Source organism: Flavobacterium sp. (assembly GCF_965277525.1).
Classification (GTDB): Bacteria; Bacteroidota; Bacteroidia; order Flavobacteriales; family Flavobacteriaceae; genus Flavobacterium.
This window is the reverse complement of record NZ_CBDIDC010000011.1, coordinates 438,007-460,520: the sequence shown is the minus strand read 5'-3', so window position 1 is coordinate 460,520 and position 22,514 is coordinate 438,007. Positions and strand designations below refer to the sequence as shown.

The 22,514-nt window shown below is 36.8% G+C and carries 13 protein-coding genes; 9 read left to right on the top strand and 4 right to left on the bottom strand.

Translation table 11 applies throughout. The annotated features are described in order from the left end of the window. The first annotated feature begins 6 nt into the window (after positions 1-6). From ACQY44_RS22635 to ACQY44_RS22595, 9 genes are all read left to right on the top strand, one after another. Entirely contained in the window at positions 7-1,485 is a 1,479-nt protein-coding gene (locus ACQY44_RS22635; RefSeq protein WP_428232542.1) for a glycoside hydrolase family 28 protein, read from the top strand. A gap of 328 nt (positions 1,486-1,813) precedes the next feature. Then, positions 1,814-2,803, top strand: coding sequence for an L-glyceraldehyde 3-phosphate reductase (gene mgrA, locus ACQY44_RS22630; RefSeq protein WP_428232541.1), 990 nt, complete (start codon positions 1,814-1,816; stop codon positions 2,801-2,803). A gap of 9 nt (positions 2,804-2,812) precedes the next feature. Continuing rightward, positions 2,813-4,474, top strand: coding sequence for a PQQ-dependent sugar dehydrogenase (locus ACQY44_RS22625; RefSeq protein ID WP_428232540.1), 1,662 nt, complete (start codon positions 2,813-2,815; stop codon positions 4,472-4,474). A gap of 144 nt (positions 4,475-4,618) precedes the next feature. Then, positions 4,619-6,898, top strand: a complete 2,280-nt coding sequence (locus tag ACQY44_RS22620) for a glycosyl hydrolase family 28 protein (RefSeq protein WP_428232539.1) — start codon at positions 4,619-4,621, stop codon at positions 6,896-6,898. Positions 6,899-6,961: 63 nt separating this feature from the next. Then, the gene (locus tag ACQY44_RS22615; protein ID WP_428232538.1) at positions 6,962-7,969 is read left to right on the top strand and encodes a PfkB family carbohydrate kinase; all 1,008 of its coding nucleotides are present in this window, start codon (positions 6,962-6,964) and stop codon (positions 7,967-7,969) included. Positions 7,970-8,014: 45 nt separating this feature from the next. After that, entirely contained in the window at positions 8,015-8,827 is an 813-nt protein-coding gene (locus ACQY44_RS22610) for an SDR family oxidoreductase (protein WP_428232537.1), read from the top strand. A gap of 207 nt (positions 8,828-9,034) precedes the next feature. Continuing rightward, positions 9,035-10,219, top strand: coding sequence for a mannonate dehydratase (gene uxuA / locus ACQY44_RS22605; protein WP_428232536.1), 1,185 nt, complete (start codon positions 9,035-9,037; stop codon positions 10,217-10,219). Positions 10,220-10,285: 66 nt separating this feature from the next. Further along, a complete protein-coding gene (bglX, locus tag ACQY44_RS22600) occupies positions 10,286-12,532 on the top strand; it encodes a beta-glucosidase BglX (protein WP_428232535.1) in 2,247 nt (748 codons plus the stop codon). Positions 12,533-12,592: 60 nt separating this feature from the next. Further along, complete coding sequence (locus ACQY44_RS22595; protein ID WP_428232534.1) at positions 12,593-13,960, top strand: MFS transporter; 1,368 nt, start codon at positions 12,593-12,595, stop codon at positions 13,958-13,960. 117 nt (positions 13,961-14,077) lie between these two features. Here the strand turns inward: ACQY44_RS22595 and ACQY44_RS22590 are convergent, their stop codons facing one another. The 4 genes from ACQY44_RS22590 to ACQY44_RS22575 form a co-directional block, all read right to left on the bottom strand. Next, positions 14,078-15,040, bottom strand: a complete 963-nt coding sequence (locus ACQY44_RS22590; protein WP_428232533.1) for a CorA family divalent cation transporter — start codon at positions 15,038-15,040, stop codon at positions 14,078-14,080. Positions 15,041-15,355: 315 nt separating this feature from the next. Continuing rightward, positions 15,356-17,275, bottom strand: coding sequence for a RagB/SusD family nutrient uptake outer membrane protein (locus ACQY44_RS22585; RefSeq protein ID WP_428232532.1), 1,920 nt, complete (start codon positions 17,273-17,275; stop codon positions 15,356-15,358). A gap of 11 nt (positions 17,276-17,286) precedes the next feature. Next, complete coding sequence (locus ACQY44_RS22580; RefSeq protein WP_428232531.1) at positions 17,287-20,358, bottom strand: SusC/RagA family TonB-linked outer membrane protein; 3,072 nt, start codon at positions 20,356-20,358, stop codon at positions 17,287-17,289. 707 nt (positions 20,359-21,065) lie between these two features. Beyond that, entirely contained in the window at positions 21,066-22,169 is a 1,104-nt protein-coding gene (locus ACQY44_RS22575) for a lipase family protein (RefSeq protein ID WP_428232530.1), read from the bottom strand. Positions 22,170-22,514 lie beyond the last annotated feature (345 nt).

Below are 22,514 nucleotides of genomic sequence, written 5' to 3'. Positions count from 1 at the left end.
ACCATCATGAAATCAAAAATAGTAACCACTATTCTTTGCTTAATGGCTTTCATTTTTACAAATGGAATCATAGCGCAAAACAACTCGTTCGACAATCTTAAATTAGCTTCGGATTTGGAAATAATGGCTAAAAAACTGGAGAAATCACTTGCTGCAGATCATAGCAATTTGCCTGTTTATAATGTCGTAACCGATTTTAAAGCCATCAATAACGGGCAACAAATCACGACGAAACAATTGCAAACCGCTATTGATGAATGTTCTAAAAAAGGTCCTGCCCGTTTGTTCTTTCCTGCCGGAATGTACCTTACGGGAACACTTATTTTAAAATCAGGAGTTCACCTTGAATTGGATAAAGCGGCAAAAATTATAGGAAGTACAGATGCCAAAGATTACTTGGTTATACAGCCCGCCTATAAAAACAACACAGATCTTCAGGTAGACAAATCCTTGTTTTATGCCGAAAAAGTAGACGGTATTTCGATAACCGGAAAAGGAATTATCGATTTTCAGGGAACAAGTCCTGTTTATTTAGGAACGGGAAATAACGACAAGCGAAGACCGTATGGAATCAGAATTATAAGTTCTAAAAATATATACGTAAACGGGATTATGCTTTTGAATTCACCACAATGGATGCAGCATTACTTAGATTGTGAAAACCTAATGGTAGAAAATATAAACGTTTACAATCATGCCCATCAAAACAATGACGGAATTGATATTGACGGCTGTAAAAATGTATATCTGCGTAATTCCCGTATTGACAGTGATGACGACGCCATCTGTTTAAAAAGCAACGGACCATCGGCCTGCGAAAATGTATTAATCGAAAATTGCACGGCTGCAAGTCATTGTAATTCCCTAAAACTAGGAACAGAAACAACAGGAGGATTTAAAAATATCTTATACAGAAATTGTAAAGTAGAACAATCCGTTACAGGTTTTCACAGAGTTAACGGAACAGAAACCACACGTACGGCGATTACATTAATTATTACCGATGGTGGAAAAATGGAAAATGTTTGGTTTGATAATATTGAAGCGACAGATTGCGTAACGCCCATATTTGTAACACTAGGAAACCGTAGCCGTAAACATACAGCTACAGCACCAATACCAACTGTAGGAAGTATTAAAAACATCCTGATCTCTAATATAAAAGCATTCGGCGCAGGCCCTATGGCATCATCTGTAACGGGATTAAACAATGAAAACAAAATCAATAATATTGTGCTGAAAAACATTGCAATTGAATTAACTCAACCTGGAAAAGCCGAAGATAGAAACATCGATATGGCGGAATTATTAAAGAAGAAAAAGCCCGGATATCCATCGCCTGATACCTTCGGGAATATGTCAAGTTATGGTTTTAATTTTAAATACATCAACGGTTTGAATATCGAAAATTTAAAATTTGATTTGAAATGTAACGATCCGCGAGAAGCATTGGTTATTGAGGATTGTGATAATGTGGTTAAATAATTTCGTTTTGTGTAATTATATGTAAAGCGATTGTGTAGTCCCTACGGAACAATTTTAGGGTCGTTATTTATTTTCTACCGACATCTAACTCCTAGCGGAGTATTTTAAGAAATATATTTCGTAGAGACAAAATATTGGTAAAACAAAATTATTATGCTAACAACATTTAACTCCTAACGGAGTATTTAAAAAATATATCTCGTAGAGATTACATATCGGTAAAAAAAAATATTCAATATCCTGAAAATTGTCCCGTAGGGACTACACAAATCTCGATCTATTAATTATTTAAACACATTACACAATTAAACGAATAAACATCTTTAAAATGACCTATCAACCATCTTCAGAAAGATATAAAAATATGGAATACAGACGCTGTGGAAATTCGGGTATTAAATTACCTGCCTTCTCACTGGGTTTGTGGCATAATTTCGGACATGTCAATAATTTTAAAAATAGTCGCGAACTTATTAAAACGGCTTTTGATAACGGAATAAACCATTTTGATCTGGCCAATAATTATGGTCCGCCTCCGGGATCTGCCGAAGAGAATTTTGGTAAAATCCTGCAGCAGGATTTTAAAAGTTATAGAGATCAAATGCTTATTTCCAGTAAAGCCGGTTACACGATGTGGGACGGCCCTTATGGAGATTGGGGTTCTAAAAAATATCTGGTTTCAAGTCTGGATCAAAGTCTGAAAAGAATGAAACTCGATTATGTCGATATTTTCTATCACCATAGACCTGATCCGGAAACACCTTTGGAAGAAACAATGACGGCTTTGGATTTGATTGTCAGACAAGGAAAAGCATTATATGTCGGGTTATCCAATTATAATGCAGAGCAAACTCTTAAAGCCGTTGCAATTTTAAAACAACTCGGAACTCCTTGTCTCATCCATCAACCCAAATATTCGATGTTTGTTCGTGATCCTGAAAATGGATTATTGGATGTTTTAGAAAATCAAGGCGTTGGTTGTATTCCCTTTTCACCTTTGGCACAAGGATTACTTTCGGATAAATACCTAAACGGGATCCCAACCGATTCGAGAGTAGCAACAAGCGGACAGTTCTTAAATGAAAACCATATTACTGCTGAAAAACTGGAAAAAATTTCCCAACTAAATAAACTCGCTCAGGAACGAGGACAAAAACTGGCACATATGGCGCTTTCATGGATTTTGCGTGATTCAAAAGTCACATCAGTTTTAATTGGGGCAAGCAAACCGGAACAGATTACTGATTCCATTCAGGCATTAAAGAATACTTCTTTTACAAATGAAGAATTAGAGACTATCAATACTATTCTAAAATAGAGTATCAACATGAAAAAAAATGACACCATTCCGGTACTTATTCTAGCTCTTGCTATTTTGGCAAGCGTGGTGGCTATGGTTAAATCAAAAGATAGTGTTTATATATTGAACACTGAATTATCGTTACCTCAAGGCTTTACCGCTGTAAAAATAATCGACAGCCTTGGTAAAGTAAGACATATAACCGTGACAGATAATGACAAGATATATGCGAGACTTGCTAAACCTGTTAACGGAAAGGGAACATTATTAATAGAACAGCAAAATGGAAAAGCGACTGTAAAATTTGGTTTTGGAAATTATGGAGGAACCGGAGTTCATATTTACAAAGGATATCTCTATACCTCTTCCAACTCAGAAATTTTCAGATATAAATTAGATAACAATGGACAAGTAATCGATACGACGGCGCGCGAAACCATCGTTACGGGATTACTCGATAATGGCACGCACGAAACCAAATCGATTATGATGGACAACAAAGGAAACATGTATATTCCGATTGGCTGCCCGTTAAACTCCTGTCAGCAGGAAGACCGAAAAAAAGGATCAATGGGAATCCCCGATTGTCCGTTGTTGAAAATCAGCGGTGGAGTATGGCAGTTTAAACCCAATGTCCTAAATCAAACTATTGAAGATGGTGTGCGATATGCTACCGGATTACGAAATGTTGTCGCTGTGGACTGGAATATACAAACCAATCAGCTTTTTGTTATGCAGCACGGACGCGATCAGTTGGATTACCTTTTTCCTGATTTATACACAACCAAACAAAATGCTGAAATTCCTGCCGAATGCATGTACGCGTTAAAAAAAGGAGACAATGCAGGCTGGCCTTTTATCTATTATGATTATTTAAAAAAGAAGAAGATCCAGATGCCTGAATATGGCGGTGACGGCAAAAAGGAAGGCAGTTCTAAATATTTGAATCCAATTGCAGCTTATCCGGCGCATTTGGCTCCAAATGACATTTTGTTTTATACCGGAAACCAATTTCCTAAACGATATAAAAACGGTGCTTTCATCGCTTTTCACGGTTCATGGAATCGCAGACCGGAGCCTCAAATGGGTTATTTTGTTGTTTTTCAGCCTTTCAAAAACGGGAAACCGTATGGAAACTGGGAAGTCTTTGCTGATGGTTTTTCAGGATCCACAGAAAATACCGTATCGGGTCATGCAGCGCGTCGTCCGTGCGGTCTCGCACAAGGGCCAGATGGTTCCCTTTATATTTCTGATGATAAAAAAGGCGCTATCTACAAAATTACTTACGATGAAAACAGAATAACGCAGAATCTGGAATCTTCTAAACCTGAAACTGTATTAAAAGAGAACGATAAAACCAGCACAATAAATGGCAATGGAGCGCAAATTTATAGCAGAAATTGTGCGGTATGCCACATGGATGATGGAACAGGCGTAACCAATCTTAACGCACCGCTTAAAAAATCCAGTAATGTAGTGAGTGAAAAAAGCAAACTAATTAAGACGCTTCTTAACGGACTTAAAGGCGGTAAACTTGATGGAGAAATGTATAGTAATGCTATGCCTTCTCACAGCTTTTTAACAGATAAAGAAATTGCAGATGTTTTAACCTATGTGCGAAATAGTTTTGGTAATAAAGCCAATGCCGTTTCAAGTGAAGAAGTTGCTGCTATTCGCAAAATTAAATAGTATCGTCATATCTCGTTCAGAAATAATTAAATCATTATAAATAAAATTTAAGTCCTAAATATAAAAAAATTTAACAAAAACCGTGTGCGCACACGCGCAGTATTAACTATCAGAATAACCTTTTTTTAATTTAAACCATTTATTATGAAAACAAATTTAAGTATGCATCGATTCTCGATGAAAAAGATTTTCTTTTTAACATGTATTGTGTTTTTATGCAATGCATCAGTCCTTTGGAGTGCCACCAGAAACGTGGTTACAGATTATGGAGCAGATAATACAGGTGCAAATTATGCAACTGTCAATATCCAAAATGCAATTAACGCCTGCCAGCCAGGTGATATTTTATTTTTTCCTGACGGAACCTATTTAATGGATAGCGGTTTAACCCTTAAATCCAACGACTTAACCGTTATCATTTCTCCCGGTGCACTTATAAAAGCCAATACAATTTATGTATGGCGCGAAAACGGAAGCGATTTATTCTATGGAGAAAACCTTAAGAATATCGAAATAACCGGAGGAGGAATCATCGATGGTGGTGGTCTGGTATACGAACGCAGTACGCGACCGTATCAGAAACCAGGACGTGGTATTGAGTTAATTGGCTGTACGAATGTAAACATTCATCATTTAACGGTTAGAAACATTCCAAATTTCGCGATCAATATCGAAAGATGCACGCTCGTAATAGCAGACAACTTATTGATTCGCGGTAGGCCTTTCGATAACTTTCACGGTTCTGCTGATGGTTTGGACATACAAAGCTGCTACGATGTTACCATTACCAACTGCGACATTGAAGTGGGTGACGATGCATTGTGTTTAAAGGTTAAACCTGAAGCTCCGTTGCATAAAGTAAGAATCAAAAATTGTATTCTGGCTTCTTCCTGCAACGCCTTTAAAATTGGTACCGATACAAAAAATGATGTATACGATATCATTGCAGAAAATGTGATTATAAACAAGCATTCAAATCCTGCAGCTTCCGGACAAGATCCCATTTCTACAGGTGATTGTATATCAGCCATTACACTACAAAGTAATGATAACACAAATGTTCATGACATTATCGTTAGAAATTTTACAATTAACAGCTGTTATAACCCTATTTACCTTGAATTACAAAACAGAGGAAATAATAGCCCGTTTAATGGTAAACTAAGCAATATTTTAATTGAAAACATCAATTGTAAAAAGGCAACAATCCAGCCGGTAGTGTTCAATTATGACTGTGCCGAAACGACTAAAATTGAGGATGTAACCCTTAACAACATTACGGTTTATAATTACAGTGCAAATGCCGGAGTTATTCCTACTTGTATGAACGGAAACTATCCTGAAGTTAAAAACAACGGAATCGCAAATGCGTATGGTATCTGGGCACGTGGTATTGATGGTTTAGATATTAATAACTGTGATTTTATCAATACCGGAAATAGCAGCCGTACAAGAACTTATTTTGATAGTACCACTGCTGACGTTCATGAAACGAATGGATGTACCAGAATTCCAATTGATCCCTTCTCAAAAGTAAATAACGGTGCCTATAGAAATGTTCCCATTACTGTTGCAGCTACTGGAGCTTCTGTGACTTTTGGACCTCAGCCTACAAATGGCAGCTGGAGCTGGACTGGACCAAACGGATTTAACTCAAATTCACGCGAAGTTACCATTTCTAATATTCAGGATGCAAAATACGGAACCTATACCGCAACGTATACCAACAGCTGTGGAGCCGTAAGTACTATGGATTTTGAGATTACAAATAAAAATATTTATGAAGCAGAAAATGCTTTAATCAATGAAGGTACTATAAACGACGGAGCAACCGGAAGATACGTTGACTTAAATGCCGGAGGATTTTTGAAATGGGGTAATGTTAATATGACTACAGGAGGCACTTATACCTTAGCTATTAATGTTGCGGTTTACTCTGCAGGTACAAGAAAAATGGGACTTTATGTAAACGGTGTAAAAAAGGGCGTTATCACATCTTCTTCTTTAGCTTTTGCTGAAGTTTCCTTAAACAGTGCGCTTAATCAAGGAAATAACGTGATAGAATTACGTGATACCGAAGGAACTACAGAATTAAATGTAGATTATTTAGTTGTAAAAACTACTTCTGGAGGTATCGCTGCTAAAGGTGTTAAAACTGAAACTGCACCAGAAACAGATTCTTTAGCTGGTGGTTTTTATGTGTATCCAAATCCTAATAACGGAATTTTAAATATTGATTTTCATGGCGAAAAATATACTTCAATACAAATTTATAACAGTACCGGAAATCTGATGTACTCTAAAAAAATTGATGCCGAAAACGCATTACAAATTGACTTGAGTTCAATTTTAAAAACCGGAGTATATGTGGTTTCATTAAAATCAGACAGCAAAGTTTCAACCAAAAAACTATTGGTTAACTAAGCTTAAATAAATAATAAATGTTGGTTCTCAATTCCATACAAAAGTAATTTACAAATAAAGATTATGTCAAACAAAATCGTGTGTTTTGGAGAGATAATGCTTCGGCTTTCTCCTCCAAATCAGTCAAAAATTTTTAAATCAAGAACATTTGAAGCACACTATGGCGGTGCCGAAGCAAATGTTGGAGCATCGCTCGCTTTAATGGGCTGTGATGTGAATATGATAACTGCACTTCCCCAAAATGAACTTGGAGCAGCTGCAGAAGGTGAAATGCTTTCGTATGGAATGCGAACCAATATTACCAAACAAGGAGATCGAATTGGTATTTATTATTTTGAACCGGGCGCTTCTGAACGACCTGGAAAAGTAATTTATGACCGATCTCATTCTTCTTTCTCAACCTTAAAAAAAGGAATGATCGACTGGAAATCTATTTTTAAAGATGCCGATTGGTTTCATTGGTCGGGTATCACTCCTTCCCTTTCACAAAATCTGGCCGACGTTTGCGAAGAAGCTTTAATCGTCGCCTCTCAAATGGGACTGACCATTTCAGCTGATTTAAATTTTAGGCCAACCTTATGGAATTATGGCAAAAAAGCCAATGAAGTAATGCCAAACCTCATCCAGTATTGCGATGTGCTTCTGGGCGGTGTCGATGACTCTGAAAATTGTTTGGGAATACATACAATGGAAGGCGAATCTTTTGAAATCGCTTATAAAAAATGGCAGGAAAAATTCCCAAGATTAAAAATTATTGCCACAACACTTCGATATGATGCCAACGCATCTTCTAATACAATTGGAGCTGTTTTATGGAGAAATTCAAAATTACATAAAGCTAAAGAATATAAAATATCACACATTATCGATCGCATTGGAACTGGCGATGCTTTTATGGCCGGACTTATATATGGACTAATGAACTGGCCGGACAATTCTAAAAAAACGGTCGAATATGCATTGGCAAATTCTTGTCTTAAACATTCTATTGCCGGCGATATTAATTTGGCTACAGCCAATGATATAAAGGCCTTAATGAATGGTGCTACAGGCGGAAGAGTCATTAGATAATGAATCTAAACTAGAGAATAAATAACAAACCAATATAAAATAAAAATGAATTCAGTATTTAATTTAGAAGGAAAAATTGCCCTTATAACCGGAGGTGCAGGGGTTTTAGGCAGTAATATGGCCGAAGTATTAGGCAAAGAAGGCGTAATTACAGGAATTGTCGGGCTTAGTCACGAAGAAGCTCAGGCAGCGGTAGGCAGATTAGAGGCTAAAGGTGTTAAAGCGTTTGCCGTAAAAGGAAATGTTTTAAATCAGCAGGAGCTGGAAGAAATCCGTGATTTAATTGTGGAGAAATACGGTCGTCTGGATATCTTAATAAATGCTGCTGGCGGAAATATGCCCGGAGCAACCATTGGCCCGGATCAGGCTTTTTACGATTTAAAACTAGGCGATTTACAAAAGGTTATGGATTTGAATGTGATCGGAACAATGCTTCCTTCAAAAGTATTTTCGGAGCTTTTTGCCAAACAAAACAGCGGTATTATCATCAATATTTCTTCGGCATCAGCAGAACGTCCGTTAACCAGAGTGGTGGGTTATTCTGCTTCAAAAGCAGCTATAGATAATTTCACTAAGTGGATGTCTGTAGAACTGGCTTCAAAATATGGAGAAGGAATTCGTGTAAATGCCATTGCTCCGGGATTTTTTATCGGAGAACAAAACCGGGCTTTATTGTTGACGCCCGAAGGAGAACTTACTCCAAGAGGAAATAAAATCATCGATCAGACTCCAATGAAACGTTTTGGCGTTCCTGAAGATTTAGACGGTGTTTTACTATTCCTGTGCAGCGACATGTCCAAATTCGTAACAGGCACCATTATAAAAGTAGATGGAGGTTTTGGCGCAACAAGTATATAATCGTAACGCATTGTTAGCTATTACTTAAACACATAGAAACATAGACTATATTCTAAAAAGAGATGATCTGAAAAATCTGGATTTTAACACATAGCTATGTTCATTTAAACAAGTGAAACGCCTTTTCTAAGTTGCCAAATCTATGTCTCTATGCGTTAAAAAAAAAACACATTATCAAAAAACAGTAATAATAAAATTTAAAATAAAATGGAACAAACACTAAGATGGTTCGGGCCAAACGATCCCGTTTCTTTATCAGATATAGCACAATCAGGCGCAACAGGAGTTGTGACAGCTTTACACCATATACCAAACGGTCAGGTTTGGGAAGTAGAAGAAATTCAAAAAAGAATTGATCTTGTAAAATACAAAGATGGCAATCCGGATAACGGTTTGACAGGTTTAAAATGGAGGGTTGTTGAAAGTATTCCCGTTCACGAAGACATCAAAAAACAGACAGGAAATTATCTTCAATACATTGAAAATTACAAACAAAGCATTAAAAATCTTGCCCAATGCGGGATTCACTGTGTTTGTTATAATTTTATGCCTGTCTTAGACTGGTCAAGAACTGATTTGTCTTATGAAATACCAGACGGATCGAAAGCACTTCGTTTTGATATGACTGAATTTGCAGCCTTTGAATTGTTTATTTTAAAACGCCCAAATGCTGAAAAATCATACTCAGAAGCGCAGATTAAAGCGGCTACAACTTACTTCGAAAATGCATCAAAAGAAGACAAAATCAAATTACAACAAAACATTCTGGCCGGACTTCCCGGTGCTGAAGAAGCGTATTCTATTGAAGACTTCCTGATTACATTGGCTGCTTATGATGGAATTGACAGTGCTAAATTAAAAGAGCATTTATTCTTTTTCCTAAAAGAAATTATTCCCGTTGCCGAAAGCAATCATGTTTTGATGGCCATTCATCCTGACGATCCGCCTTATCCTATTTTAGGATTACCAAGAGTGGTGAGCACAGAAAATGATCTTATCGAATTGATGAGAGCGTACGATTCTAAATCAAACGGATTTACCATGTGCACAGGTTCTTACGGTGTCAGAGCTGATAATGATCTGGCCGGAATTGTAAGACGTCATGGAGATAAAATGAACTTTATTCACCTAAGAAGCACACAGCGTGACGAGCAGGGTAATTTTTACGAAGCCAATCATCTTGAGGGCGATGTTGACATGTACGAAGTGGTAAAAGAAATCATTAAAGTAGAAAAAAGAAACGGTACCAAACTGCCAATGCGCCCCGATCACGGGCACCAAATGCTTGATGATTTAAAGAAAAAAACAAACCCGGGATATTCCGGAATTGGCCGCTTAAGAGGTTTGGCTGAATTGCGAGGTTTAGAACTAGGAATTAAAAGAAGTTTATAAATGTGGTTATTCCGCCTTGGACTTTTGCATAATTGTTCAGGGTGGAATTGGTTTAAATTTAAAAATATGAAATATTCTTATCTCTCTTTATTCTTCATACTTCTGAGCTGTTTTCAATTTACAACCTGTTTTGCGCAGGATAAAAAGATAGAAGATAAAGTAGAAGCTTTGCTGGCAAAAATGACGCTGAAGGAAAAAATCGGTCAGATGAACCAGCTTAATGGACGCATGCCTTCGGAGAAATTGTATCAGCAGATTCGAAACGGAGAAGTTGGTTCTATCTTAAATGCCGAAAATCCGGAACTGGTCAATCAATTGCAGAAAATAGCAAAAGAGGAATCCACATTAGGAATTCCGCTTGTGATTGCAAGAGATGTTATTCATGGCTTTAAAACCATATTTCCCATTCCGTTAGGACAAGCAGCTTCATTTGATCCTGAAATTGTAGAAATTGGTTCTCAAATAGCAGCCAGAGAAGCTTATGAAAAAGGAATCCGTTGGACGTTCGCTCCTATGATGGATATTGCAAGAGATTCCCGTTGGGGAAGAATTGCGGAGAGTTTTGGCGAGGACACTTATTTGTCTGAAATTATGGCGGTGGCAATGGTTAAAGGTTTTCAGGGAAAAGATTTATCGAACCCCGCCTCTATTGCTGCGTGTGCTAAACACTTTATTGCTTATGGAGCAGCTGAAGGCGGACGTGATTATAATTTAACCAATATCACCCAGAGACAATTAAGAAATTTTTATCTGCCTCCTTTCGAAAAAGCAATCAGAGAGGCTGGTTGTGCCACATTAATGACCTCTTTTAATGCCAATGACGGAATACCAGCCAGCGGAAATGAGTTTTTACTGCGAACTGTTTTACGAAAAGAATGGGGATTTGATGGCGTTGTCGTTACAGATTACAATTCGATCCGAGATATGGTTCGAATTGGCTTTAGCGAAGACAATAAAGATGCCGCCATGAAAGCAGCAAATGCCGGAGTAGATATGGAAATGGCTTCAGGCACTTACCTTCAAAATATGGAAGCTCTGATTGCGGAAGGTAAAGTAGAGCAAAAAACAATTGATGATGCCGTTCGAAATATACTTCGATTAAAATATAGACTGGGTTTGTTCGAAAATCCATACGTGAACCTAAAAGTGAAATCATCTATATATTCAGAAAATCATCTTCAAGCGGCCAAAAAAGCTGCAGAAGAATCTTTTGTTTTATTAAAGAATAAAAACAACCTATTACCTCTCAAAAATACAATTAAAACCATTGCGATTATTGGTCCAATGGCCGATGCATCGCATGACCAAATGGGAACCTGGGCTTTTGACGGAGAAAAAGGAATGACGCAAACACCTCTAAAAGCTTTGCAAAAGCAATACGGAAAAGATGTGAAGTTTATTTACGAACAAGGCCTTGCCTTTAGCAGAGACAACAATAAAACTAATTTTTCTAAAGCAATAGAAGTTGCCAAACAAGCTGATGTTGTTCTGCTTTTTCTTGGTGAAGAAGCTATTTTATCAGGAGAAGCACATTCTTTGGCTGAGATAAATTTAAAAGGAGCGCAATCTCAATTACTTGAAGAACTGAGCAAAACACGAAAACCAGTTGTTACCATGATAATGGCAGGAAGAGCTTTGACTATAGAAAAAGAAACTGCACTTTCTGATGCGGTATTATATCTCTGGCATCCCGGAACTATGGGCGGTCCTGCCGTGGCCGATATTTTATTTGGAAAAGCTGTTCCGAGTGGAAAACTTCCTATTACATTCCCTAAATATGCCGGACAGATTCCAGTATATTATAATCATGATAAAATTGGAAGACCAGCTAAAAAAACCGAGATTTTATTAAACGACATTCCGCTTGAAGCGAAACAATCTTCTTTAGGTACAACATCCTATTATCTTGACGCAGCCTTTGATAATTTATTTGATTTTGGATATGGATTATCATACACCACATTCGAATATTCAAATTTAAGTCTATCTACAGACGTCTTATCAAAATCAGATATTTTAACTGTAACAGTAGATTTAAAAAATACAGGAAAATTCCAAGCGAATGAAGTTGTTCAATTGTACACTTCAGATTTAGTAGGTTCGATTGCAAGACCAATAAAAGAATTGAAAGATTTCAGGAGAATTAATCTAAAACCGGGAGAATCTAAAAAAGTAGCGTTTAAACTTCCTGTTTCAAAATTAGCTTTTTGGAATATAAACAACATACAAACTGTCGAACCAGGCAAATTCACACTGATGGTTGGCGGAAACAGCTACGATGTATTGCAAAAAGATTTTACAGTTGCACCATAAACAATCCATAACACTTTATAAAAAAAATAATTAGTAAACTATAATAACCAAAAAACCATAATGTACAATAAAAACGAAGTTATTGGAAAATACCGCTGGACCATTTGCGGTCTGCTCTTTTTTGCCACCACGGTAAACTATCTTGACAGGCAGGTATTGAGTTTGCTGGCTCCAAGTCTTTCAGAAGAATTCCACTGGAACAATACTGATTACGCTAATATTACGGCTGTATTTCAATTTATATATGCCATCTCCATGCTTTTTGCAGGAAGGCTAATTGATAAAATGGGAACGAAAATTGGCTACATTTTAGCTATTGCATTATGGTCAATTGGCGCCATTATGCACGCTTATGCCATCCCAATTGGAACTTCGGTAAACAATATTTTGATTTGGGCAGGAATTGCAGCCGTGCCTGTTTCTATTTTAGGTTTTATGATTTCACGATCATTTTTAGCTGTTGGTGAATCAGGAAATTTTCCCGCTGCCATTAAAGCGGTTGCTGAATATTTTCCAAAGAAAGAACGTTCATTAGCGACAGGAATTTTTAATTCAGGCTCTAATGTTGGAGCGATATTAGCACCGTTAACGGTTCCGTGGATTGCCGTGAATTGGGGTTGGGAAACTGCCTTTATCATCATTGGTGCCATTGGTTTTATCTGGATGTTTTTTTGGTATATTTTATATGAGAAACCCGAAAAGCAAAAAAGATTATCGGCATCCGAATTAAATTATATTCTTGAAAATGAAGCTGTAGAAAAAGAAGTGGAAAACACTGCTCCAAAAGAAAAAATTTCGTGGATCAAACTTTTAAAATACAAACAAACATGGGCTTTTATCATTGGTAAATTCTTGACAGATGGTATCTGGTGGTTCTTTTTATTCTGGCTGCCCAAATATTTAGAAGCCCAATTTGGACTTGTAAAAACGGATATTGCTTTTCCTCTTTCAGTATTATATACCATGACAATGGTAGGAAGTATTTATGGCGGATATTTCCCCATGTACTTCATCAACAAAGGTTACAATGCTTATGAAGGCAGAATGAAAGCAATGTTGATTATTGCGTTATTTCCTTTAGTGGTTTTACTGGCGCAGCCTCTTGGATATATTAGTTACTGGATTCCTGTTTTGCTTATTGGTGTTGGTGCATCTGCACATCAGGCCTGGTCTGCTAATATATTCACCACAGTATCTGATATGTTTCCCAAAAAAGCAATTGGTTCCGTGATTGGAATTGGAGGAATGGCCGGAGGAATCGGTGGTGTTTTAGTTTCAAAATTAGGTGGGGCGCTTTTCGATTATTATGAAACTTTAGGACATGTTCAAACCGGATATACGATCATGTTCGTTATTTGTGCCGTTGCCTATCTTATTGCCTGGGCTGTGATGAAAACGCTAGTTCCTAAATATATTCAGATATATTAAGAACTTTGGGAGATACGCCTGAAAAGCATACCGGAAATTTCACCACTAAAAATGTCGACAAGAAAATCTCATTTCAATCGAAATGGGATTCTTTTTATAACTCAATTAAAAAAGAAATTAATTCAGCCATTTTTTCCGTTTAAACCAGATCAAAGGGGCAATAAAACAAATAAGGATCAATACTATTGCGTAAATATAGCCGTACTTCCAATCCAGTTCAGGCATATTCTTAAAATTCATACCATAAATTCCCGCAACCAACATGGGTAACGAAATACACATGGTTATAATGGTCAGTGTCTTAAAGATTCGGTTTTGCTCCAGGTCAATTTTAGTCGAAACATAATCTTTAAGATCATTTAAACGTTCAAAATTATTTTGAACATATTCATTTATTACCCCTAAATCACTTATTTCCAGTAAAATTTCATCTTTAATTTCGAGCGTCAGTTTATCGCTTTTTCGAAGCAAATGCATAATGCGCCTAAATTCATTAAGAGATTCCTTGACAATTAAATTATTGAATTTCAGTGCTGTTATTTCATTTAATCCGTGCTCCGAAAAGTGATTCTGTTTCTGTAAGTTTAAGAAAATTGTTTTAATATTCTTTGCAATAATTTCTGTTAAGTCCGCATAATAATCAGGAATAATCCCAATCATCATTAAAAGAAAGGTATTCAGGCTAAAAGGCAGACTCTTTATTTTGTCAAAATGTTCCTGCCTTTTACTTTCGGGTATAAAATTCTCAAAATTGACATCCATAAATGAAAACACGATATCCTCTTTTAAAATAAAAGAAACAATTATTTCTTCAATTTTATTCTGAGGAGTTAAGTAGGGAAATGAAAAATTAAATGCCAATTGACTTGCTTTTTCCAGATAGTGTGAACTTATTTCGATATCATCACTATTGTTTAATATCGTGGTATCAATATCAAAAAGCTTTTCAAGAGCTGTGATGTCTTCCTTTGTATAATCAATAAGTTGTATACTATTGATGAACGGGATGTATTCAGGCAGATCTTCGATACGATCTAGTTTGATACTTTTTTTACTTTTATCTAAAATTTCGATAATCATAGATCGTATTTTTTTATGGTTATTGTATATGGTGCTATTTACTTTGACCGTAATTAACATTTCTCTAAAGCTGGTTTGGAACTAAGTTAGAACCATTTTTCGGATTTGCCAAAATAGATTTTAGCTACACAAACTGACTTTTAATAAATGGAGATTTTAATAACTTATGATGTTCTTATTTATTGCCAATTTAAAACTAAAAAAGCCGAAAGAATAAACTTCCGGCTTTTAGCAAAAACTAACGATAACCAACTATAAAAAATATTGTAATCAATACTATCAAAATAATAAAAGGTTAAAACTTAATGTAAAGTATTAATAACCCGGATTTTGATAAGTTGCTTTTTCTGAAGCACTCATCACCATTCCGTCCAGCTGACCTTGGGGAATCGGACGTAAATAATGGTGTTTGTCTATCGTTCTGGTCACTGTTACTGGAGTATGATCGCCGTAATTATTTCCGCAAATTTGATATGAACCCGCCAATTCTTCCCATTTTTGAGTACGAATCAGATCGAACCAGCGATATCCTTCAGCATAATATTCACGGGAACGCTCAGCCAGAATATAATTAATATCGATAATTGCCGGAGTTGCTGCTGTCAAAACTGCACTGTTATCTGCTACTTTTGCCGTGTTTCCGTTATTGTCCCATCTCCATTTTCCGGCACGGGCACGGATCACATTAATTAATTCCCTGGCACTTTTTCCGCCTTTTGGAGCTGCTCCTTTTACAGCCGCTTCCGCTGCAATAAAGTAAAGTTCAGAAAACTTGGCAATATTAAAAGGGCGTGTACTCGCCGCATTGGGTTGTCCCAATCCCGTTCCGCTATCCGTGCGATAAACCCCCAGTTTCCAAAGTCCCGGATACACGATTCTGCTAATTCCACTTGGATTAATAACAAAATCAGATCTTCCTGCCAGCAATCCTGCGCCAATATTTCCGGTTGATGTTGTATAGACAACTCCTGAATTGTCATCATTCAGAAAAGTTAAAACCGCTCCTCCCGGGCTCACCGGTAAGCCATTCGCATTTATAAGAGTCGGAGACGTATTTCCTGCTTTATTCCAGTTTCCGCGATACACGGTCGTGAAAGTACCATCGTAACGGGAGTCGTTTGTTTTATCAGCAAAAGTATTTTTGATCACACCAATTGTTGGACACATACGTACCCACGGACGTCCCAAAGGCTGTGAAGCTTCGCGCTGAACAGAACTTACTCCTGTACTTCTAATATTCGTATAATTCCAGGTCATCATCCATCCGGCAAAGTTTTCCGGTGCAGCACCATTAGAATACGTAAGACTGCTCGCATTATAAAACTCGCTCGATTCAGTATGGTCTGCGTATAATAGTATTTCGTTATTTCGATCGTTCTGACCTAAATTAACATCGTAATAGGTGTTTTGTAAATTAAACGGTCCGGGATTATCAATACCTTCTGTTGCTATATCATAAGCTTTTTGAAAATACCATTGCGCATCATGTCCGTCAGGATCTGTTCGGGTTGTTTCCGGATAAGTAGGCACATTATTAGGGTTCTGAAGCCACCATGCATAGGTTAGATATGCTTTGGATAAATATAATCTTGCTACTGTTTTTGTAACTCCTCCCTTTACCCTTCCTATTGACGGAAGATCATTTATTGCGGTTAATAAATCCGGAAATATCGCTTTGGTATAAACCTCCGTAACGGTATTACGTGTCGATGTTCTTACGGGATTTGTATTGAATTTTAATTCTCCTGCGCCCAAATCCAAAGGAACTCCGCCAAAAGTCTGCACTAACAGAAAATAATCTAAAGCACGAAAAAATCTCGCCTCAGCAATCAGGGCGCCTGATATCGTTCCTACTGCTGCTGCATTTTCTATAATACCACTTGCGGTATTAATATTAGGAAATGCCGAAGTCCATAAACCATCTGTACGACTGCTTGTAGATGTGACAGAACCCACTCCGGATAAATCCATGTCTTTAAAATTATTGTCTGCACTTTGTGCGTATGTGGCTTCATCGGTGCCGGTTACCAAAGTATTGTAGTAGTAGGCAGGTCCGTAGATATATCGCAAGTGAGCATACATGGATGTCAATCCTCCGTACACCCCTTTTTCTGTTTTAAAAAATCCGGGTTCGTAAATACTTCTTGGTTGTTCGTCTAAAATTTCATTGCACGATCCTAAGAACAACATCATAAAAGCTGTTGCTATAAAAGTTCTTATTTGTATACGTTTCATTTTTTTCTTTTTTAAAATGTTAAATTAAAACCAATCAGGAAATTACGAGTTGCCGGTGTATTGGTTCCTAAAGTCAGTAAACGTTTTTGATAAGCAGTGGTTACCGCTGCATTTTCATCACCATACGAATTGGTTTCCGGATCCATTCCGGATTCTTTATGGTAAGGCGAGAACATAACAAACGGATTTTGTACTGTAAAATAAAGACGGAACTTTTGCAATCCTGTATCTTCCAGAAATTTGCTTTTGAAATTATAGCCCAATGAAATGGTACGGATTTTTAAATAGGAGGCATCAAAATAGCCTAAAGTAGAACCGTATTTAGGATTATCACCACTGGCAATCCCTCCTGGTTTTGGATATTTGGCATCTGTATTTTCAGGAGTCCAGTAATCTACATCAACGTTTCCACGACGGCCACTCAACATGTTTAAGTAACCCGATGAAGAATAAAGTGTACTGATCAAAATACCGCCACTTTGAAAAGCTCCAACTGCTGTCAGGTCAAATCCTTTGTAGGCTACACGCGTATTAAATCCGCCCTGAAAATCCGGGTCTACTTTCATCACTTGTCTGTCTTCCGGTCCTATCTGTCTTGTTGGCGAACCATCCGCATTAAAATCTCCCGTGTATTTTACTCTAATCATACCCGGATTTCCTCCTGGTTCGTATTTCGTTAAGTTGGCATCTCCTTGTTGCCAAAGCCCAACTTTTTCATAATCATATATGACATTAATTGGTTTCCCTACAAACCACCAGTTACTTTCGTCTCTATCCTGTCCTGAAGCCAAGGCAACCAATTTGTTTTTATTCGAATAGAAATTAACTCCTGCTTCCCAGGTCCAGCCACCAGCATTGTCTACTATTGTACCGTTTAGAGAAAATTCAATACCCTTATTTTGAGACTGCCCAATATTCCCGGTATAACTAGTTACTCCCGAAGTACTCGGTAAACTCACACCCAATAAAATATCTTTTGTATCCGTTACATAATACTCAACAGTTGCAGACAAGCGATTTTTTAGAATAGCGAAATCCAATCCGTAGTTCCATGTTGAAGAATATTCCCATCCCAGATTCGGATTAGGCAATTCAGACACATAATACCCCACAGCGTATTCTGTACCAAAATTATAAGGTCTTGTACTTAAACGCCCCAGTGTAGCATAAGGATTTATAGATTGGTTGGAAGTTTCTCCATATCCTACGCGAAGCTTTAAGGCATCCAGAAACCCAACCTCTTTTAGAAAAGACTCGTTTTTAATGTTCCACCCCGCAGATACTGCCGGATAGGTATTCCATTTATGTCCGTCTGCTAATCTTGAAGAAGCATCAGAACGTATTGTAGCGGTTATCATGTAGCGGTTATCATACGAATACATCGCACGGCCCATCCAGGACATCAGACCGCTTTTGTAATAGTTTTGATCGTTTGGATTAATCGTAATTTCACCAGTCGCGTTTCCTAAATTATAGAATTGAAAAGCATCAGAAGGAATATTTCTGGCCGATACAGAAGAACTGTTGAAAGACGTTTGTTCAGCAGAATAAAGCCCTACTACATTTATTTTGTGTTTTTCTGAGAAAGTGCGATCATACGTCAATAAATTTTCGATCACCCAATTAGTGGTTAAAGAATGTCCAATATTAGCTGTCGAAGGTGTAGTGGGCGTTGCGCTGAAAACTCCTTCTCCTGTATAACTTCCGGAATCCGTCATACGAAAATTAAGTCCAATATTGGCGCGGTATTTCAAGCCTTCTACACCGGGAATCTTTACTTCTCCGTAAATATTATTATAAGATCCAAAAGCTCTGGTTTGGTTGATCCACTTATCTCCCAGATTCTCCACACTTTCTCTTGTATATACCCATTGTTGGTCCAGCGGCATCTGAATGATTCTTTTCAAGGAACCATCCGGATTGTACGGATCGGCAATTGGTGAACTGTTCAGGACTCCATACATTGATAAATTACTACCATTTGTAATCGAATAATTATTGTTTGTGGTAATGCCAAAACGAAAAGATCTTCCTATTTCCTGATCTACAGAAGCACGCAATGAAATACGTTCATAATCCTGTCCCGGAATCACGGCCTCATCTTTATAATGTCCGATACCAAAGTTGTAAGAACCATTCTCTGTTCCTCCTGATACTCCAAAATCATTGCTGGTCACCATTCCTGTTCCGTAAAATAAATCCTGCCAGTCTGTATTGACATCATTAGATTCATCTATACCATTGGTATAAATTCCCGCTGCAGTACGAAGTTTTACAAATTCTGGTCCATCCATCATTGGGTAACGGGCAAAAACACTTTTCAATCCGTAGTAATTATCAAATGTAAATCTTGCCTTTTGTCCTTTCTTTCCTTTATTTGTTGTAACTAATATTACACCATTTGCACCACGGGAACCGTATATAGCAGTAGCCGAAGCATCTTTAAGAATATCTACACTTTTAATATCTGTTGGATTAATATCGCCTATTGATCCTGCAAAAGGAATACCATCCAGTACTACCAACGGGTCATTACTGGCATTAAGCGAGCGCGTACCTCTAATTCTTATCTGCATGGCCGCTCCTGGTTTTGAGGAAGTCTGTGTCATTTCTACCCCGGCAATTCTTCCTTGTAAAGCCTGTGTAATATTGGCTCCCGGAATTTCCCGCAGATCATCTCCTGTTATAGAAGCTACAGAACCGGTAACAGCTTCCTTACGTTGTGCGCCATATCCTATTACCACCACTTCCTGAAGGTTACTTAAATTTTCCTCAAGAACAACGTTGATTTTATCTTTTCCCTGAACAGCGACTTCTTTATTCGTTAAACCTAAAAAACTAAAGATTAAAATACCATTGGCTGGGACATTTGTTATAGAATAATTTCCGTCAAAACCTGTCACGACACCTGTTTTTGTGCCTTTAATACTCACATTGGCTCCCGGGATCGGGCCATTACTATCAGAAACAATTCCTGTTATTGTTTTTTGAGCGGAGACATTTTGGGAAAACAAAAACATCAGGCCTAAAAACCCAAAACACGTTAAGAGTTTTGATTTTTTAATAATAAAAAAGTTAATCATAAAAATTAATTTAATTGGTTAATACTTTGGTTTAGTTCGTTTCAAAAAATAATAAGAGCTTCATTATTTAATAGTTATCTCCTACTAAAATTTCACAAGTGAAACAAAAGTAAATAAATTAAAACAAAACGCAATCGGTTGTGTTAAATATTTTTACACATTACTAAAAAAGATAGCAATAAAAATACATCATATTTATTTTTAAGGTTAAAATTTTAATATATTCTAAAAATATAAGATTTAAGGTGCGAACATATAGATATTTTTAGGCAATTAGCCTAAATCACTATGAAAAATATAATAACAGAGATTTTTATCCAAACAGAAATACTAAAATAATTTTAAAAATAAAATAAAGCATAGAAAAAGCTCATATTTCTAAAATAAGAGACATGTATTATGATATTGGCAACGTAAATGAGGATTTATAAGGAAGAGATAATTTATTAATTAGAAGTGACAACAAGGCAATCGGTTGCTCTAAATGATGGCTTTTATAGTCATTTGCATCTTATTACCTATAATTTACTGACAAGAAAAATTAAAAAAGGAATAGATTAAAAGTAACTAATTTACACGTTGATTGCTCCAGAGCATCAAATTATCCAGATCTGCCAAACAGCTTAAGTTGAGCAAAGAAAAGTAATGCAAATTTACAGCATCCAGTTTTTTGAATTAAAAAAGATATTACACTAAAATGAAACACCTCATTTAAGCTGATCCAGAAGATATAAATACGGAGGGAAAGAATGGTGAATCATTAAATCATCACTATCATTAGGGAATTTTTTATAATAATTCTCATCATCAGGATTTGGATAAAGAACAATTGTATTGCCTGTACGCACATAATTGTTGCTATTGTAAAATGGGGGCGGCACAAACTCGGGCAGGACTTTTTGCACTCTTTTGCCCATTTCTTTACCCAACAATTTTTGGTAGGTGTTGACGGTCTTAACTGATGGGTTCGTTAATTTGCCGTACACCATGTTTAGAAACATTCTCTTAAAAAAGCTTTCTTTTTTTATGGTTTCTTGCACCATTTTCAGCGGACTTACTACGGGTAAATCCTCTGCTGTTTCGACTGAAAATGGAGTTTGAGGAACCCAATCTATAGCACTTACTACATTATAGGCCCAACCGCCCTGGGTTTTATTTTCGTAATCATAAGCAAAATATAAATTCCCCGGTTTAGGGGCAGCGCTGCAATACGTTTTAAAACGAATATCAGCAGGCAAAATTCCTTTGCTTTGCAGGTTGTAAAAATGCGCCGTAAGCAAATAACTTATTCCCCCACCCTGACTATGCCCCATAATAATGAAGTTCTTAATCCCTGCTTTGTAACAGGAATCAATCTTTGGAACCATTTCTTTAGAAAGAAAAGCAGTACTTAACAAATAACCCGTATGAACTGCTGCATGTTTGTTTGAAGATAATTCGTATTGAAACGTATAGGTATTAGAAACTTTTAGTGCGCCTTTGGCCGGAGTCATTGCAGCATAGAGATTAGCCAGCCAGCTTTCGCTTTTTTCAGTGGTCCCCCTTGTACACAATACTGCGGTATTTTCGTCTTTTAACCATAACTCCCACAGATTATCCAATCCCATCGATTTGCTTTTATAAACCAATTTAGAATGCTCCGGCTGGGGAATCAATTTTGCTTTCTCCGGAGATTCTGTAGATCGAGTGGCTATATAAATAAGTTCTCTGTATTCTGCTTTATCAAATCCCGGCTTTAAGTCCTGCGCAATACTTTGCGAGAAAGAACATAAAAAAAAGAAAGCAACTAATGATGATTTTAAAAATTTCATAAATCCAAAGGTATTAATAGGTTACTACTGCAACTCACAGTACAAACGGAAAATAACGGATCACCACTGGCCTAAACGAATGCTTTTAACAAAATGTGGGTGCAATTAGAACCTTACTTAATTAGTGAATTAATCCTACAATAAATATAAGAATAATTCTGGTAGCAAATCCTACTATTTAAGAGGATTGTTAGCTAGCAGATGAAAAATGAGTTTCAAAAAAATTGTTTGATCTATTCCATTTCGAACTCTCTTTTTTATTGCCTAAACTTTAGATTCTACAATTTATATTGTTAACCTTTTGCAAAAAGCCGGAAAAGTTTTTTTTTAATACTATTTTTATGA

Coding starts and splice junctions, on each gene's coding strand:
- ACQY44_RS22585 (WP_428232532.1), bottom strand. CDS start 17,275: ATGAAACGTATACAAATAAGAACTTTTATAGCAACAGCTTTTATGATG.
- ACQY44_RS22635 (WP_428232542.1), top strand. CDS start 7: ATGAAATCAAAAATAGTAACCACTATTCTTTGCTTAATGGCTTTCATT.
- ACQY44_RS22590 (WP_428232533.1), bottom strand. CDS start 15,040: ATGATTATCGAAATTTTAGATAAAAGTAAAAAAAGTATCAAACTAGAT.
- ACQY44_RS22580 (WP_428232531.1), bottom strand. CDS start 20,358: ATGATTAACTTTTTTATTATTAAAAAATCAAAACTCTTAACGTGTTTT.
- ACQY44_RS22610 (WP_428232537.1), top strand. CDS start 8,015: ATGAATTCAGTATTTAATTTAGAAGGAAAAATTGCCCTTATAACCGGA.
- ACQY44_RS22625 (WP_428232540.1), top strand. CDS start 2,813: ATGAAAAAAAATGACACCATTCCGGTACTTATTCTAGCTCTTGCTATT.
- uxuA (WP_428232536.1), top strand. CDS start 9,035: ATGGAACAAACACTAAGATGGTTCGGGCCAAACGATCCCGTTTCTTTA.
- ACQY44_RS22595 (WP_428232534.1), top strand. CDS start 12,593: ATGTACAATAAAAACGAAGTTATTGGAAAATACCGCTGGACCATTTGC.
- ACQY44_RS22615 (WP_428232538.1), top strand. CDS start 6,962: ATGTCAAACAAAATCGTGTGTTTTGGAGAGATAATGCTTCGGCTTTCT.
- ACQY44_RS22620 (WP_428232539.1), top strand. CDS start 4,619: ATGAAAACAAATTTAAGTATGCATCGATTCTCGATGAAAAAGATTTTC.
- mgrA (WP_428232541.1), top strand. CDS start 1,814: ATGACCTATCAACCATCTTCAGAAAGATATAAAAATATGGAATACAGA.
- ACQY44_RS22575 (WP_428232530.1), bottom strand. CDS start 22,169: ATGAAATTTTTAAAATCATCATTAGTTGCTTTCTTTTTTTTATGTTCT.
- bglX (WP_428232535.1), top strand. CDS start 10,286: ATGAAATATTCTTATCTCTCTTTATTCTTCATACTTCTGAGCTGTTTT.